The organism is Acinetobacter sp. KS-LM10 (assembly GCF_036896575.1).
Lineage (GTDB): Bacteria > Pseudomonadota > Gammaproteobacteria > Pseudomonadales > Moraxellaceae > Acinetobacter > Acinetobacter avistercoris.
On sequence record NZ_CP145906.1, the window covers coordinates 2422811 to 2439965 of the forward strand.

The 17155-nt window shown below is 37.2% G+C and carries 9 protein-coding genes; 4 read left to right on the forward strand and 5 right to left on the reverse strand.

The window, feature by feature from the left end; genetic code table 11:
* Window positions 1-26: 26 nt before the first annotated feature.
* Complete coding sequence (locus V5M36_RS11045; protein WP_338558938.1) at window positions 27-3128, reverse strand: multidrug efflux RND transporter permease subunit; 3102 nt, start codon at window positions 3126-3128, stop codon at window positions 27-29.
* 455 nt (window positions 3129-3583) lie between these two features.
* Here V5M36_RS11045 and V5M36_RS11050 point away from each other — a divergent pair, with 455 nt between their 5' ends.
* Complete coding sequence (locus tag V5M36_RS11050) at window positions 3584-4729, forward strand: glycerophosphodiester phosphodiesterase (protein WP_338558940.1); 1146 nt, start codon at window positions 3584-3586, stop codon at window positions 4727-4729.
* 85 nt (window positions 4730-4814) lie between these two features.
* Here the strand turns inward: V5M36_RS11050 and V5M36_RS11055 are convergent, their stop codons facing one another.
* Together V5M36_RS11055 and V5M36_RS11060 are read right to left on the reverse strand one after the other, a co-directional pair.
* Window positions 4815-6383 (reverse strand): MBL fold metallo-hydrolase, encoded by a 1569-nt coding sequence (locus V5M36_RS11055; RefSeq protein WP_338558943.1) that lies wholly within the window; start codon window positions 6381-6383, stop codon window positions 4815-4817.
* Between the two features lie 810 nt (window positions 6384-7193).
* A complete protein-coding gene (locus V5M36_RS11060; RefSeq protein ID WP_338558946.1) occupies window positions 7194-8498 on the reverse strand; it encodes a carbohydrate porin in 1305 nt (434 codons plus the stop codon).
* A 600-nt stretch (window positions 8499-9098) separates the two neighbouring features.
* Here V5M36_RS11060 and V5M36_RS11065 point away from each other — a divergent pair.
* The gene (locus V5M36_RS11065) at window positions 9099-11513 is read left to right on the forward strand and encodes a membrane-bound PQQ-dependent dehydrogenase, glucose/quinate/shikimate family (RefSeq protein ID WP_338558948.1); all 2415 of its coding nucleotides are present in this window, start codon (window positions 9099-9101) and stop codon (window positions 11511-11513) included.
* Between the two features lie 729 nt (window positions 11514-12242).
* Window positions 12243-13454 (forward strand): hypothetical protein, encoded by a 1212-nt coding sequence (locus V5M36_RS11070; RefSeq protein WP_338558950.1) that lies wholly within the window; start codon window positions 12243-12245, stop codon window positions 13452-13454.
* 55 nt (window positions 13455-13509) lie between these two features.
* Here the strand turns inward: V5M36_RS11070 and V5M36_RS11075 are convergent, their stop codons facing one another.
* Window positions 13510-14679: a helix-turn-helix transcriptional regulator gene (locus tag V5M36_RS11075; RefSeq protein WP_338558952.1), complete on the reverse strand. Its 1170-nt coding sequence runs from the start codon at window positions 14677-14679 to the stop codon at window positions 13510-13512.
* A gap of 394 nt (window positions 14680-15073) precedes the next feature.
* Between V5M36_RS11075 and V5M36_RS11080 the strand changes: the two genes are divergently transcribed.
* Window positions 15074-15451 carry a diacylglycerol kinase gene (locus tag V5M36_RS11080; RefSeq protein WP_338558954.1) on the forward strand — a complete coding sequence of 126 codons (378 nt, stop codon included), beginning with the start codon at window positions 15074-15076 and terminating at the stop codon, window positions 15449-15451.
* A gap of 58 nt (window positions 15452-15509) precedes the next feature.
* Here the strand turns inward: V5M36_RS11080 and groL are convergent, their stop codons facing one another.
* Entirely contained in the window at window positions 15510-17144 is a 1635-nt protein-coding gene (groL, locus tag V5M36_RS11085; protein WP_338558956.1) for a chaperonin GroEL, read from the reverse strand.
* Between the last annotated feature and the right edge of the window lie 11 nt (window positions 17145-17155).

Consider the following 17155-nt stretch of genomic DNA (forward strand, 5'->3'; position numbering starts at 1 on the left):
TCTCTAGAATACGTCCATTCCAATCTTTAACTTACTACCTTACTTTTAGTGCTAAAGATAGAGCGAATCAGTACATACATAAAGGGAATAAAAATCAAAACCAATAACGTTCCAAAAATGACACCACCTAACACACTCACACCTATCTCTTGACGGCTCGCAGCACCGGCACCCGCCGCAAAAACCAGAGGAACAACACCTGCACCAAAAGCCAAGGAGGTCATTAAGATTGGACGTAAGCGTAAACCCGCCCCTTCAATGGCTGCTTTGACGGCAGTTAATCCGCGCTCTTGCGCTACAGCAGCAAACTCTACAATTAAAATTGCATTTTTACATGACAGCCCAATTGTGGTTAAAAGTGCAATTTGGAAGTAGATGTCATTTGGAAAACCGACAAGCCAACTAAAAATGATATTGCCACCAATACCCAGTGGAATCGCAGCGATCACCACTGTTGGTATGGTCCAACTCTCGTATAAGGCAGCCAAACACAAGAAAATAAATGCAACGGAAATCAAGTACAACCATACGGCTTGAGTACTCGACTTTTGCTCTTGAAATGATAAACCACTCCATGCAATCCCTAAACCTTCATGTTGATCCACCAAGGTCTTGAGATCGCTCATCGCATCTCCAGAACTGACATTCTTTGCTGTATCAGCCTCCATCTGCAGCGCAGTATAGCCTTGAAAGCGGTTGACCACATCCGGTCCGCCATCCCAAGTGACTGTTGAGAAATTACTAAATGGAATCATTTCGTTGAGATTATTACGCACTGACCAGGCATTTAAGTCTTCTGGTTTCGAGCGATATTCTGCTTCACCTTGCATCATCACACGTTTGATTCGACCACGATCGATGAAATCATTCACATATGAACCGCCCCAAGCTGAAGAAAGCGTACTATTAATTGCTGATTGTGAAAGACCATTCACCATCACTAATTTTTGATCGATATTAACTTTCAATTTTGCTTTATCAGGATTCGATCTTTTGCCTAAATTTTCAAAACTGCTAAAATCTCGTGCTTTTTGTTCCATTAACAAGAACTGATCATTTAGATACTTACGGCCTTGACCATTGATATCCTGAATCCAGAACTCCACGCCATTGGTGTCTCCTAAGCCACTGACTGCACCTGGCAAGTTCACCATTATGCGTGCATTTTTATGCCCTTTAAAATGATTGATTGCTCGCTCTCGTATTGCTTGCGCAGAGTTATCGGCACCTGTTCGATCATCCCAGTGTTTTAATGCAACAAAGCCTGTTCCCAAGTTTTGTCCTGTACCAGAAAAGTTGCGCCCATAACGGATTTGAACCAACTCGACATTTGCGGTTTCTTTTTCCAGAAAATATTGTCTAATTTCTTCCCCCACTACACGACTGCTCGACATCGGTGCACCCTCAGCTAAGTGAAACTGAACGCTGATGAAACCTTGATCTTCACTTGGAATGAAACTTGTAGGCAATGATTTATACATCAATGCAAACACACTGATTAAACCCGCAAAAATAACCAAAACCACCCATTTCAAAGCAAATGTCTTTTGAACTAATTTTAAATACTGACCTTTCAATGCATCCATGTTCTTGTTAAACCAAATCGCCCATCGCTGAGGCTTGATATTTGGTTTTAAAATTAAAGCACATAAAGCTGGCGTCAGTATTAAAGCAACTAAGAGTGATAAGGACATCGCTGCAATTAGCGTGATCGAAAACTGGCGATAGATCACGCCTGTCGAACCACTAAAAAATGCCATAGGAATAAAGACCGCTGTCAATACGACGGTAATACCAATCAGTGCACCTGTCATTTCCTGCATGGATTCAATGGACGCCTGCCGTGGTGTCATATTGTGCTCATGCATTAAGCGTTCGACATTTTCAACCACCACAATAGCGTCATCAACCAGCAGTCCGATGGCCAATACCAGTGCAAATAAGGTCAGGGTATTAATGGTCATGCCGAGTGCATACAAAACGGCAAAAGTTCCAAAAATAACAATCGGTACAGTTAAGGTCGGAATTAAGGTTGCACGCCAACTTTGTAAAAACAAGAACATCACCAGCACCACCAAGATGATCGCTTCAATCAATGTTTTAATGACTTCTTTGATTGATTCTTGAACAAAAGGTGTGTTGTCGCGTGGATAAACGATCTTATAGCCTTCAGGCAACTTTTTGGTGATTTCGTCTAAAATCGATTTGATCTGTGCAGAGGTTTCTAAAGCATTTGCACCCGATGACATAGAAACGGCTAATCCACCAGATGGAAAACCATTAATTGTATTAAAGGCTTGATAGTTTTCCGCGCCCAATTCGACTCGGGCAATATCTTTTAAATAAACAAAACTTCCGCCTGCAGAGGCTTTAACAATAATATTATTAAATTCTTCTACGGTTCTTAACCGAGAGCCTGCTGTCACCTTGGCATTTAAATATTGGTCCTCTACTGTCGGTAGATCACCAATCCCACCTGCAGCTACTTGTGTATTTTGAGCTTCAATAGCACTCCGAACATCACTTGGCATCAGCGAGTATTGTTTCAGTAAATTGGGATTTAGCCAAATTCGCATTGCATATTGGGAGCCAAAAACATCGACCTCACCCACACCTGCAACTCGAGCAATTTCTTGTTCAATGTGATCTGCTAAATAATCAGATAGCTCAATATTATTACTCTTATTGAGGCTATCGTATAAACCGACCACCATAAAGGTGTCGCTTAAAGACTTATAAACGTTCACCCCTTGTCTTTGCACATCATCCGGCAAACGATTGATCACGCCATTAATGCTGTTTTGAACTTGTACTTGAGCAGTGTCAGGATCCGTTCCATTTTCAAAGCTGAGACTAATACGACTTCGCCCTGAAGAGTCACTGCTTGAGCTAAAATAAAGTAAGTTATCGATACCCTTGATTTGTTGTTCTAAAACTTGGGTCACACTTTCTTCTACTGTTTCAGCATCTGCCCCTGTATATGTTGCAGATACAGTAATCCGAGGAGGCGCAATATCAGGATAACGCTCCACAGGTAAGCTATTGACTGCAAAGATACCCATCGCCATAACGATGATTGCGAGTACGCCTGCAAAAATAGGACGTTCAATAAAAAATTTAGATAACATTCGTTTATTTCATTCTTGCGTTTATTTCATTCTTGGATGAAAAGAAAAATACAATGATTAAAAACAGATCAAGCCGATTGATCTTCCGTGACAACTCATAAAAAAACAAGTTTAAATAACAGAAACCTTTCAGATTTAGGAAACTATGAAGAAAATATGAAGGCGCGATCAAAGGCCCCATGATTAGAAATTAAACTTTAAAATATGCTGTATACATTTCAGTGTTCTATCGATTGAGATGTGTTTAAAATTGTATGAAAGAGTGATCTCAATTTAATACACTATTCGTGTCATCTTAATGAAAAAATAACCATAGATACTCTAAGCACTATGAGAACTTTGAATGGAAACTCGCTATTGTTTTTATTTCATATCGCATGATGGTTTTCAGCAATAAAAACAAGGCCAATTTTAAAGATGAATAGCCCTTTTAACTTATAAAAATTGAGTATCTGATGATAAAAAAAATCTTCCTTTCAAGCAGTATTTTACTTTCACTCACAGCCTGCAATAGTGATGATGACAATAACTTTATTTCTACGCCACCTCAAGTTGAAGAACCTAAAATTTTAATTATCGGTCACCGCGGAGCAAGTGCCTTAAGACCTGAACATACGTTGGCTGCATATCAAAAAGCCATTGATGATGGTGCAGACTTTATAGAACCTGATTTAGTTTCAACAAAAGATGGTTTTTTGGTGGCACGTCATGAAAATGAAATTGGTGGAACCACCAATGTCAGCACGCTCGCCCAATTTGCTGATCGTGAAAAAACAAAAATAATTGATGGGATAAGTTACAGAGGTTGGTTTACTGAGGACTTTAGTCTCGCTGAGTTGAAACAACTTAAAGCGAGAGAACGTATTCCAAAAATCCGCCCAGCCAATACTCAATATAATGATCAATTTGATATACCGACCTTAGTAGAAATACTTGATCTTGCTCAAAGTCATTATGTTAAGACAGGCAAAGTGATTGGCTTATACATCGAAACCAAACATCCAAGTTATTTTCAAAATTTAAATCTGCCACTTGAAAATACTTTGCTCGATACGCTCGCTAAACATCCATATAGCCGAGATATTGCCCCTGTATATTTACAATCTTTTGAAGTCAATAATCTCAAATATATTCGTCAACAACTGGATCAGCTTAAAACCATTAAACATGCAAAAGTCATCCAACTTTACAGCGGTAAAACCGAAATTCCAGCAGATGGTGTTCTACAAAATTCTTCTGTTAATTACGGTCAAATGGCAACACCTCAAGGTCTTGTAGCCGTATCGAAATATGCAGATGGTGTGGGTCCAAGCAAAACCTATATTGTTCCAAACACCCTTCCTGCTACGCCAACCTCATTTGTGAAAGATGCCCATGCAGCAGGACTCAAAGTTCATCCTTATACTTTACGTCCTGAAAATGAGTTTTTGCCTGACTACTTAGATTGCAGCAATAAACCTGAAGAAAAATGTGAAACTGGTGCAATCGCTGAAATGAAGATATTCTTCAAGGCCGGTGTTGATGGTGTCTTTACCGATGATCCTGCATTGGGTCGCAAAGCATTAAATGAATATTTAAAAGAATCAAAAGCGACTCCTTAATATTTTATTTCATCACATTCATCCATTAACACACACAAATAGGCATAAAAAAGGCTCATTTTGAGCCTTTTTTATGCCTAAATTTTTAGTTCCGTGGAATCGGCTGGGCTTTAACGACTGGTGCATCTGCAAGCGGTATCGTCATTGCAGGTACTGAAGTATTTGATAATTTACTTTCAGCTTTTAATTCTTTTTTTATGACTAAAGCAGGTTGAATCACTTCTTGAGCTTGTTCATGTTCTGATAGTTTTGGTTCTACTGGCTGCTCTTGATCTTGGATCACAGTCACAGGAGTCACAGGAGTCACAGGAGTCACAGGAGTCACAGGAGTCACAGGAGTCACAGGAGTCACAGGAGTCACAGGAGTCACAGGAGTCACAGGAGTCACAGGAGTCACAGGAGTCACAGGAGTCACAGGAGTCACAGGAGTCACAGGAGTCACAGGAGTCACAGGAGTCACAGGAGTCACAGGAGTCACAGGAGTCACAGGAGTCACAGGAGTCACAGGAGTCACAGGAGTCACAGGAGTCACAGGAGTCACAGGAGTCACAGGAGTCACAGGAGTCACAGGAGTCACAGGAGTCACAGGAGTCACAGGAGTCACAGGAGTCACAGGAGTCACAGGAGTCACAGGAGTCACAGGAGTCACAGGAGTCACAGGAGTCACAGGAGTCACAGGAGTCACAGGAGTCACAGGAGAACCTACAGCAATCCACTTAAATTGAGAAGCATTATTTTTCTGAATATGACCGATACCCGGAAATGGCATATGAGCAGCAGCCACCAATGTTTTATTCTGTGCAACTTTATTAAAAATATCTAAGCGTGTTTGAGCGGCTTGCTGCGCATCGACATCAAAGTCGACTGAAAATTTTGGCTGCTCAAATTGTAATTGGTACGAATGTGCCACATCACCCAAAAACAATAACTCTTGATCAGAACTACGCAATTTAAAACTTCGATGTCCGGGTGTATGGCCTGCTGAATTGACGACCTCTATACCATTAATTACTGACCCATCTTTAAATGTACGAAAACTCATAAATTGCTTATACGGCGCAATAGCTTGTGATATTTGAGCGAGCGTTGATTTAAAATTTTCTTGTGAACTCAAAGGGATTTTCGAAATGGCATTTGGCTCTAACCAATATTTTTCTTCATCTTCATGAACATAGACTGATGCATATGGAAATACGGCTTTACCTGCTTTACTGATTCCACAAACATGATCTGGTTGGAGATGCGTCAAAAACACAGTATTTATTGTATTTAAATTATAACCCGCGGCCTCAATCTGCTCTGCGGTTGAACCTAGTTTTTCTCCAAAACAGCTCGCGGCTCCACTGTCAATTAACATCACGGATTGACCATCGTCGATTAAGAATGCATTTACAGGGGTTTTAAGTGCTGATTGAATCCCGAATTGATCCAGTAAAATCAATCTTTCTTCATTTGTAATATTTTTATTAAATGATTCACGCTCAATCTCTAAATAACCATCCAGCAATGCCACAATTTTATATGGTCCGAATGTATAAACATAAAAACCAGTTTGACTTGGATTTGCCATAACTGTTGATGGTATCGCTTCAGCAGAATGTAATGTTTGTACAGCACCAAGACCAAACATCGCTGCTAAAAATAAGGCTTTCATTTTCACTCTCATTCAATTTAATTCTATTTAAGCGAAGTTAATACGCTAAATTTAATTCTATTTAAGATTAGGGTTTAGGAATTTAAAAAATATTGTTAAGACGTTGTTTAAGCAAATCATACTATAAGTGAGCTTGTCGATGGTTGGAACGATATTATTTCTTCACTCTTTTTCTTTAAAATACAAATAAAATAAAGATTCAAATCATACTTTTTTATTGATATTGAGTAATCCCTTCCCGCTTTGGTAAAAGATTAGGATGAAGAAATAATCTTGATGAGTGTCTGCTGTGAATAATGACTTTTGAAAGATATATATGACTCAAGACTAATATCAATCGATCCCTTTTAATTCCTCAATGCGCCAGCATGAATTACTGAATAAAGCTTTAAATGGTATCGGATAATCCACTCATTAAATGGCTTTAAAACCATCAGGTATTATTTGATTAGCATTTAGACAAGTATTACGACACTGTTTAAAGATAATGTTTAAAGACAAAGATTTAAGACAAATTTTAAGTTCATGATGACCTAAACAGATACAACATCTTCTTTAGATCATTACTGAATTTTTTCATCTAAAAATATAAGCTGATAAAAGGGTTTAGAAATCAACTTGATAATACGACTAGCTTAAATTTTAATATAATTTAAAAAATGATCGTTTCATCTTGAGTCATGATTACATAATGACTTTAACACCCACCTTAGGTGATAACAAAATCCCTTAATCAAGTAGATTTTAAAGTCAAAATGTAATCCATTCTCATCAATATAAATTGATATGAATCAGATAGTTTTATCTAAATTAGAAATTTAACTGCATAGTTAGACCAGCAACCCAGGCATTATCCACTTCTTTTACACCACCTGGTTGGAAAATATACTGAATATTTGGACGGAACATCACTGCAGGCGACCAACGATAGGTATAGTTCAATTCAACGTTAACTTCGTTATGTTGAATCGGCTGATATAAGCTATTGCTATAATCACTCACCGTTAAACCATTCAATTCATTTTTTAAGTTCTGTGCATCACGAACTCGATCGTTGACATCTAAATGAATGATACCAAGACCGATTGAGTCTTTTGGACGGCTATCAAATGGCCCCTTGTACCAAACGGCAAGCTGTTGCGTTGCTTCAACTTGCGCAGTGCTCTTATCATTTACTACCAAGCTTACTGAGGCAAATAGACCACGGTTTTTATCGCCATCACGCGCGGTTAACTGCTGTTGTGCGCCTGCCCAGATACCATGTTTTCTTTGATGTTCTTCGTTATTTTTAACATCAGTAACATCTACATTGGCATAAAAACCACCGAGTTTATATTCTCCTGCTAAATCGTTCAGTTTTGGCTTCCAAACGACCTCAAGTGGAATAATCGCACCTGAAGTTTCATCCATCATTAAGTTGAAACCACGATTTTCAAGCATATTTTCTGGATTGATTTCATATAAACCCGTTGCAACCGACCACTCTGGTGCAAACTGATATTTCACATTGGCAGCCCAACCTGATACAGGGAAGTTGTACCAGATACTTCCGTTGGTTTTACCGACCTGATTACCGCAAAGAAGTAAGTTTTGGAATTCACACTGACTACCACCAAAGTCTTCATTGAGTCCCATACGACCTGCTTTAACTTGCAGGGTATTCTCCATAAAGCCTTTCTTGATCCATGCTTGTGTTAAACGCCAGTTTTGACCACGACCGTAAGTTTCTTGTGTATTACTAAAATGTCCTGCACGTGGATCAGCAATACGTTGCCCAGACAAAGATTGACCATCACGTTTAGTAATCACCACACTGGCTTCAGTGTCTTTCCAACCTGCTATTTTTTCTAAATCGAGCGCTGTACCGAGTGTCAACGTATAGGCATGTAGAAGTTTATTATCATCATTATAACCACCATCTACATTGGTTGCACTTTCGGTAATAATTGAAGTATTAAATTTATAACCTTGATCTAACAATGCTTGACGATTGCCATTCCAGTCACCCAATAACCATTGTCGATCTTGCGACCAAGGCTCATTTGCAATTGAATTTTGACACATGAGTACAGCACTACAGATGATCGTCATCCGTAGAGAATAAGAGAGATTCATGGAATAATCCTAAGATAAAGACAATTTTTAGTCTTAAATTAAAAATACAAAAGATATTTGAGGCTTTATATATTACAAGAAATTTTGATATCAAATGACAAAAAATGATAATTAATGCATTTTTTCTTATATAAATACTTTATAATGTGTTTACTTTATCTCCCCGTGATAAATTTATCACATAAGTTTATCATTTGAATACTGACGCTAATCGGTCATTATTGAATATCTCAAAATATTTAAACTGATGAATTTTTTAAATAAAAAAGGTTTTATAGCACTAAAGCCTTTGAATCAATAATGTCCGATTGACATGTTTTAACGTTTATTTGAAATAGCCGAATTCAGCAAAATAGAAAATTTCATGTCTTTTGCGCAACTGGAATTCAATTTATCAATAAACGTTCTGTTGGGTCAAAATGAATTATCTGCTAATAAGTTTATATTGGGAAAAATTCAAGTTCTCAATGTTTAGCGATCAGCAGGATTCATGTTTTGGCTTTTAAAATTATCGAAATTATTGCTGGTTAATCATTTAATCCATTTTTCCTTCCAAAAATGGACTAAAGTTTAATCAAAACCATAACAGAGAAATCGAATATGTTAAACAAAATCACGAGTATTGTTATTGCAATATTCGCTCTTGCTTTAATGTATATGAGTGTCAAATTACTGATGGTTGGCGGTAGTTCAGCCTACTTTATCATCAGTATTGCACTACTCATTACAGCAGTTTTATTATTTCTTCAGAAAAAAATTGTCCTCACTTTCTATGCAGTGGTGATGTGGGCCATTCTGATTTGGATTTTAGCTGAAGTTGGTTTAGATAAATGGCAATGGATACCACGTGGTGCTATTTTTGCATTTATTGGTTTCTGGTTATCATTACCATTTATCGTCAAACCTTTATTTAAAGCTGCCTCTACAACACCAGCATCTGAAAATCGTAAGTTTCATCCTTTTTTAGGTGGAACTGTCGGTATCATGATCGTGATTGTATTTGGCTTGTTATTTCATGATTCAATTCGTGAAAAAGGCAATATTACCAATACTGCTGAAGCATCAAATGATGCTGTTGCTGACCAAGATTGGGCGGCATACGGTGGTGGTGAAAATGCACTTCGTTATTCAAAATTAGATCAAATTAACGCAACAAATGTTAAAGATCTTGAGCTTGCATGGGAATATCACACAGGTGACGTTCGTGATCCAGAAGTAGATGCTTCTGAATACACATTCCAAGCAACCCCGCTTAAAGTGAATAACACTTTATACCTCTGTACTCCAAACAACCAAATTCATGCTTTAGAGCCTGAAACTGGTAAAGTTAAATGGAAATACATCCATAAACGCGAAGGTTCATACTTACAACAACATCAAACATGTCGTGGTGTAAGTTACTTTGATGCGAATGCAACAAAAACTGCGCCTGTGGTTGCAACTACTGTCGCAGCACCAGCTCCTGTTGTACAAGAGTGTAGTAAACGTATTATTACAACGACTGCAACCAATCCAAAACTGATCGCATTAGATGCCGACACGGGTAAATTGTGTTCTGGTTTTGGTGAAAATGGCTCAGTTGATTTAATGAAAGGCATGGGTAAAGTATTACCACATGTTTATATGCAAACAGCTGTACCACTGATTGCTGATAATTTAATTATTGTTGGTGGTTCAACCATGGACAACGGTTATGCAACTGGAAATCCATCTGGTGTAATCCGTGCTTATAATGTCATGACTGGTGATTTAGTTTGGAACTTTGATCCTACCAATCCTGATATGACTGCACCATTGGCTGAAGGTCAAATCTATCCATATGACAGTCCTGTAGCATGGTCTACATTCACAGCTGACACAAAAAATGGTTTAGTTTATATTCCATTTGGTAATGGCTCACCTGACTTATTAGGTCTTGATCGTGACTTAACGAGTAACAATGAAAAATTCCGTGACTCGTTGGTTGCACTTGATCTTAAAACAGGTAAGTTAAAATGGAGTTTCCAAACTTCATATAACGACCTATGGGATCGTGATAATCCATCACAACCTTCGTTGTTAGATATTGATTACAAAGGTACAAAAGCACCTGCAATCATTCTTCCAACTAAAGTCGGTAACATTTTCGTGTTGAACCGTTTAACAGGCGAACCTGTTTATCCAGTTGAGCAAGTAAAAGTATCTACTGAAGGTAAAATCGGTGAGCAATACGCACCAACTCAACCAAAATCTGCATTGAACTTCATGCCTGAGACATTGACTGAAGCATCTATGTGGGGAATTACCCCATTTGACCAAATTCAATGTCGTATTGAGTTTAAAGAAAGCCGCTATGACGGTAATCCTTGGACACCTGCAACTGAACAAGGCTCAGTGATCTTCCCAGGTAATATTGGTGTATTTAACTGGGGTTCAGTATCCATTGATCCAGAGCGTCAAATCTTAATCGGTTCTCCTGTGCGTTTGGCATATATCTATACGCTTATCAAACGTACTCCAGAGACTGAAGAAACACGTTTATTCACCAAAGAAGGCACGCCTTACTGGAACGAGAATTTTGAAGGCCAGTATGCAACCAAAATCAAGCATTTTGCTTCTGGCTTAGGTATTCCATGTAACGCTCCACCTTGGGGTCGTTTAGCGGCAGTCGATCTTAAAACAGGTAAAACTGAATGGATGCGTCGTATTGGTAATACTAAAAACTTGAAAACAACGTTCTTACCAGGTCGTTTCCCAATTGGTTTCAATATGGGTATGTTGGCGCATGGCGGTACTTTAACCACTAAAGGTGGCGTAGTATTCCAAGGCGCAACAGCGGATAATTTCTTCCGTGCTTACGACATCAATACAGGTGATAAACTTTGGGAAACTGAACTTCCTGCGGGCGGTCAAGCAACGCCTTCTACGTTCATCGGTAAAGATAACGCACAATATGTTGTTCTTGCTGCAGGTGGCCATGGTTCATTGGGCACAACCTTAGGTGACAGCGTTATGGCATATAAAATTAAAAACTAAATTTCTATTCTTATTTTTTATAAGATAAATAGATTTTAAGTAAAAAAGAGAGCCTACGGGCTCTCTTTTTTATGCTTTGTTGACAGTTTATCGTACTAACTAAAAAAGATGAGAAAATACTATGCTGAGTATGCTATGTGAATAAAGACGTATGAATGAAATCAATGACTAACTCTTATATCAATGACTAGACAGAACGTTAGACTTCTTAAGAATTTTTGCTTTAATTTATGTGTTTTCTATTATCTAACTACTCTCTCTACTCTCTGACTAGATAGTGAGGAGTCATAATATTGATATGCTCACTTTTGTTGTTTCTTAAAATCCAAACAGTCAATAAAGTCTGGTGCCATTTTCAGACTATGTATAAAGTCTGGTGCCATTTTCAGACTATGTATTGTGTCATCGGTAATCATAAATTAAATAAGAATTCCAAATGCATCAACAGCTAATTGAATTTAAGCTTTTAACAAATATTGATTCATATAGATTATACAAAGCATCGCTAGTCAAGAATTTAACTTTTCCCTTAATTTTTATTATTCATTGTTTTACATTAAAAAATGTCAACAAACTCTAATTTTTAATCTTAGATCAATACACGGACTCCTTATTCTAAATTTTCAAAAAATAGAACAAGAAATAAATATACCCTCCTCATATAGGGATACCTGATCCATTTTTATTTACTTATATTGATGAAGTCAACATATTTTGGGGGACATGGAAGTGAAAAAAATAATTTATGCATTATCGATATGTGGTTTGCTAACGGCTTGTGGAAGTGATAGCTCAAATGATAATCCAACAGTAACTCCACCAACATCGAATACTAAAATTGGCGTACTCACTGACGGACCTGTGAGTGGTGTGAGCTATTCAATTAATGGAATAACCAAACAAACCAATGCTCAAGGTGAGTTTGAATACTTAGAAGGCGATACTGTGAGGTTCAGTCTGGGTCAAGTCCTTTTGGGTGAAGTGATCGCATCAGAGCGAATCACCCCCTTGGAGTTAGCGGACAATGAACAAAGTCGATTAAATTTACTCATATTTTTACAATCATTAGATCAGAACAACGATCATAGCGATGGTATTCAAATTTCTGAGACTGTTATTAATACCTTAAATAATACTCAAGTTGATTTTAGCAGTTCGACAACTGACTTTAGTAGCGCATTACAAAATACGTTAAATCAAATACCTGGATTTGAACAACGGACCGTCGTCGATTCTGATCAAGCTCAAGATAACTTTAAACAAGCATTTTTTAAAGATATTGCTGGAACATGGACATTTTCAAGAACTGAAATTGATGATCAATCTGAAATTGTGCTCAATATTCAGGAAAATGGTCATTATATGATGGGTGAAAGCATTCCAAATGAATCAGACAATGAAGGTAATGGCATTGAGGTAGGTGTACTCGATTGGAATCCTTTAACAGGAGAGCTTAGTGCGACGTCATCTATTGACACCAATTCAGATTGGGGACTTACAGATCCTAACTCGTCACAAAATCTTATTTTTAATATTAGCTATGATGGTCAAAATTTAAAAATTAGTGAAAAAGAAAATCCAGATGAATTTGCATTCTTTAGTAGGATAACCAGCACACCTAATCAATTGCAGGGTGCATGGAAAAATACTTCTGGTTCGCAAATCTTCGTATTTTTCCCGAATAACACCTATTATCTACTCGACCCTATCGGTGATCTTTCTGAAGAAGATCACGAATCGTGTGGAGGGCCAGGTATTGAATATGGTACTTATGAGCTTATCAATAATGGCTTCAAAGTAAAAAGTATTATCATTGATACGAATGGGTGTGCTGGAATTTCTGACTTCTTAAATATCAATCTACCTGTAAGTTTACAGTCAAATACAGTAACTTTTACAATTCCAAATGAAGAACCTTTTTCTTTAAATCGTATTCAATAATTTCATTATTGATCTCTAAATACTAAGAAGCCCAATATATGTATTGGGCTTCTTACTATTCAATATGTTTAAAGTTTTGAGTAAGTCCATGCAATAGTCTTAATAATTCTGTTTGAGAATTACATCCCGTTTTTGAATAAATAATTTTCATATAAGTTCTTAATGAACTCATGGTAATACTGCAATGCTCTGCTAACTTTTCAAAATCAGATCCATTTAAAAATAGATCACAAATTTCGACCTCACGTGGAGATAAGGAAAATAAATCTTTTAATATGCCAGAAGGAATTATTTTCTTTTCACTGGGTTTCGATATAAAAATAGCGACGACTTTTTGTCTTGCAATTTGATTTAATTCTGAAGAGTGATCATCGGTTAAAGGGAAAATAGTCAGCATGATGGGTTGTGCATGATTCGGTATTGAAATTCCCATAACACCGCCCTGTTCTTGTTTATCGTTGATTTTGACAGATGATTTATTTAAACAGCTTTCGATTAACTGATCTAATCGAACCTGATACGAAGCTGATGTTTTTAAGTTGTTCTTTTGATCTATCCATAGCTCTTTTGAGTCAAGTAAAACTTGCTGGGCGATATCATTAATAAAATACAATTCAGCTTGTGCATTTAATAAAATCACCCCCACATCAAGTTGATTAAATAATTTGTAATAGTCATTATTTTCTGCTTGAACCTGATGATAATGTCTATAAATCTGTAATGATCGACGCAGGTGTTTTGCAATTCGCTCAAGTTTAATTAATTCATTTTGTTGATAGCGACTTGCTGTGTTTGGTCGATGTACAGCAATAACGGCCCACTTATAAGGTCCATAATCGAGCAACACACCATTTAAATAGCAAATATTTGAAGGTTTTAAACATTTCTCAAAGAATTTTAGCTCATCTGAATTCGGCATAAATTCATAAGAACTACAATCGATCGTATAAGGCTGCCCAACCCCTTTTTGCTTCATGCTATCTCCATGAATTCGCATGTCAATTACATCTAAATTTTCTTCAGCATAAGTAATGAGTTCTTTTTCAGAAATATTATGTGCGACCACAAAATTCTGCTTAGGATTAAGTTGATCCATGTAGGTATATATAGAGGTTGAGCTTCCCGTATATATACATATTTCTTCAAGTACATTTTTCCATAAGTAAGGATTAATTGCAGCGTCATAAATCAATCCGATAATTTGGTTTTCATGATCTGAAATCATTCGCACCCCCAGTTATCTAAATATTTATTATTTAAAAGATTTATTTATAATTTAGTATTCAACAAAAGCACAATATAAGCAATAAATCTTTAAATTTCATATGAATAGTGCTGATAATTCTTATTCTTCCTCAAAAAGACGCAACCAGGCAGTGATATGATGAATAAAATACTGAAATGATATAATTAATAGCTTATAAGGCATGATTTAAATATAAAACAATTTATCAAGTGACTCATTTATATATAAAAATAATCAAAAACTCTTGTGATTAGTTATGCTTTCATTTTTTTCTTTTCATATGTAATACAATTAGTTTAATAATATTTATAAATTTAATTTTCATTTAAATTTTTTGTAGTATTTTGCGCTGATATTTCAATAAGATAATGTTATGCAAGAATATTCTGAATTAAAGGGTAAAACGAGAATTAAACGTATTGTGAATGCAACTGAGTATTCATTGGCTAGATTTAATTCTGCATATAAACATGAAGCAGCTTTTCGCCAAGTTGTATTTATGAACCTTATGCTTATTCCCATCACTTTTATTGTCGATATTTCGCGAGTCGAGCAAGCACTTATGATCGCTGTCTGCTTTTTGGCGATTTTTGTTGAATTATTTAACTCAGCAATTGAAGCTGTGGTTGACCGCGTATCTTTAGAGAAACATCCGCTTTCTAAAAATGCCAAAGATATGGGAAGTGCCGCACAATTTTTCTCACTAGCGATTATATTTTTCACATGGTTGCTTATTTTACTTCCTGAATAAATTAATCCCATAAAAAACCCTGCATAAGCAGGGTTTTTTTATTGGCTTAAATGATGACTTACATCATACCGCCCATACCACCCATTCCACCCATATCAGGCATAGCAGGTTTATCTTCTGGAATGTCTGTAATCATACATTCAGTAGTCAACATCAGACCCGCAACCGAAGCGGCATGTTCAAGTGCTGAACGCGTTACTTTAGCTGGATCTAGAATACCCATTTCAAGCATATCACCATATTCACCAGTCGCTGCGTTATAACCGAAGTTACCTTCACCTTTTTTCACAGCATTGATCACAACTGAAGGCTCATCACCTGAGTTAGAAACAATTTGACGAAGAGGTGCTTCAATCGCACGGCGTAAAATATTGATACCTACATTTTGGTCATCGTTCGCACCAACCACACCATCAAGCACTTTTGCTGCTCGTACTAACGCAACACCACCACCAGCAACAACACCCTCTTCTACTGCAGCACGCGTTGCATGTAGCGCATCGTCAACACGGTCTTTCTTCTCTTTCATTTCAACTTCAGTTGCTGCACCAATTTTGATAACTGCAACGCCGCCTGCTAATTTAGCTACTCGTTCTTGAAGTTTTTCTTTGTCGTATTCAGAAGATGACTCTTCGATTTGAGCACGGATCTGTTGAACACGGTCTGCAATTTGAGTTGCATTACCTGCACCATCCACAATCACTGTATTTTCTTTAGAAATCGTTACTTTATGCGCAGTACCTAAATCTTGGATATCTGCTTTCTCTAAAGTCATGCCTACTTCTTCAGAAATAACCGTTGCACCTGTTAAGATCGCGATGTCTTGTAGCATTGCTTTACGACGATCACCAAAACCAGGTGCTTTTACTGCACATACTTTGATAATGCCGCGCATGTTGTTTACAACAAGTGTAGCAAGTGCCTCGCCTTCAATATCTTCAGCGATAATAAGTAGTGGCTTACCTGTTTTAGCAACAGCTTCTAATACTGCAATCAATTCACGAATGTTGCTGATTTTTTTGTCTACAAGCAAGATGAATGGATTTTCAAGCTCAGCTGTTAAAGTGTCTTGTTTGTTAGCAAAATACGGGCTGATATAACCACGATCAAACTGCATACCTTCAACGACATCTAAAGAATCTTCAAAGCCTGAACCTTCTTCAACTGTAATCACACCTTCTTTACCGACTTTTTCCATTGCTTGAGCAATAAGTTTACCTACAGTCGTGTCAGAGTTTGCAGAAATTGAACCGACTTGTTCAATCGCTTTAGTATCAGATGCAGGTTTAGCTGTTTCTTTAATATTTGCAACAACAGCTTTAACCGCTAAATCGATACCACGTTTCAAGTCCATTGGGTTCATACCCGCAGTCACTGATTTGATACCTTCGTTCAAGATTGCTTGAGCAAGTACAGTCGCAGTCGTTGTACCATCACCAGCGATGTCATTGGTTTTTGAAGACACTTCACGAACCAATTGTGCGCCCATGTTTTCAAATTTATCTTTTAGAGTAATTTCTTTCGCAACCGTTACACCGTCTTTCGTGATATGTGGAGAACCAAAAGAACGATCGATTACAACGTTACGACCTTTAGGTCCTAACGTTACTTTCACTGCATCTGCAAGAATATTTACACCAGCAATCATTTTTGTACGTGCTGAATCACCAAATTTTACATCTTTAGCTGACATGTTTAGCTCCG

Excerpts from the sequence above, each read along its gene's own strand:
- V5M36_RS11065 (WP_338558948.1), top strand. The coding sequence starts at position 9,099 with ATGTTAAACAAAATCACGAGTATTGTTATTGCAATATTCGCTCTTGCT.
- V5M36_RS11050 (WP_338558940.1), top strand. The coding sequence starts at position 3,584 with ATGATAAAAAAAATCTTCCTTTCAAGCAGTATTTTACTTTCACTCACA.
- V5M36_RS11060 (WP_338558946.1), bottom strand. The coding sequence starts at position 8,498 with ATGAATCTCTCTTATTCTCTACGGATGACGATCATCTGTAGTGCTGTA.
- V5M36_RS11080 (WP_338558954.1), top strand. The coding sequence starts at position 15,074 with ATGCAAGAATATTCTGAATTAAAGGGTAAAACGAGAATTAAACGTATT.
- V5M36_RS11045 (WP_338558938.1), bottom strand. The coding sequence starts at position 3,128 with ATGTTATCTAAATTTTTTATTGAACGTCCTATTTTTGCAGGCGTACTC.
- groL (WP_338558956.1), bottom strand. The coding sequence starts at position 17,144 with ATGTCAGCTAAAGATGTAAAATTTGGTGATTCAGCACGTACAAAAATG.
- V5M36_RS11075 (WP_338558952.1), bottom strand. The coding sequence starts at position 14,679 with ATGATTTCAGATCATGAAAACCAAATTATCGGATTGATTTATGACGCT.
- V5M36_RS11055 (WP_338558943.1), bottom strand. The coding sequence starts at position 6,383 with ATGAAAGCCTTATTTTTAGCAGCGATGTTTGGTCTTGGTGCTGTACAA.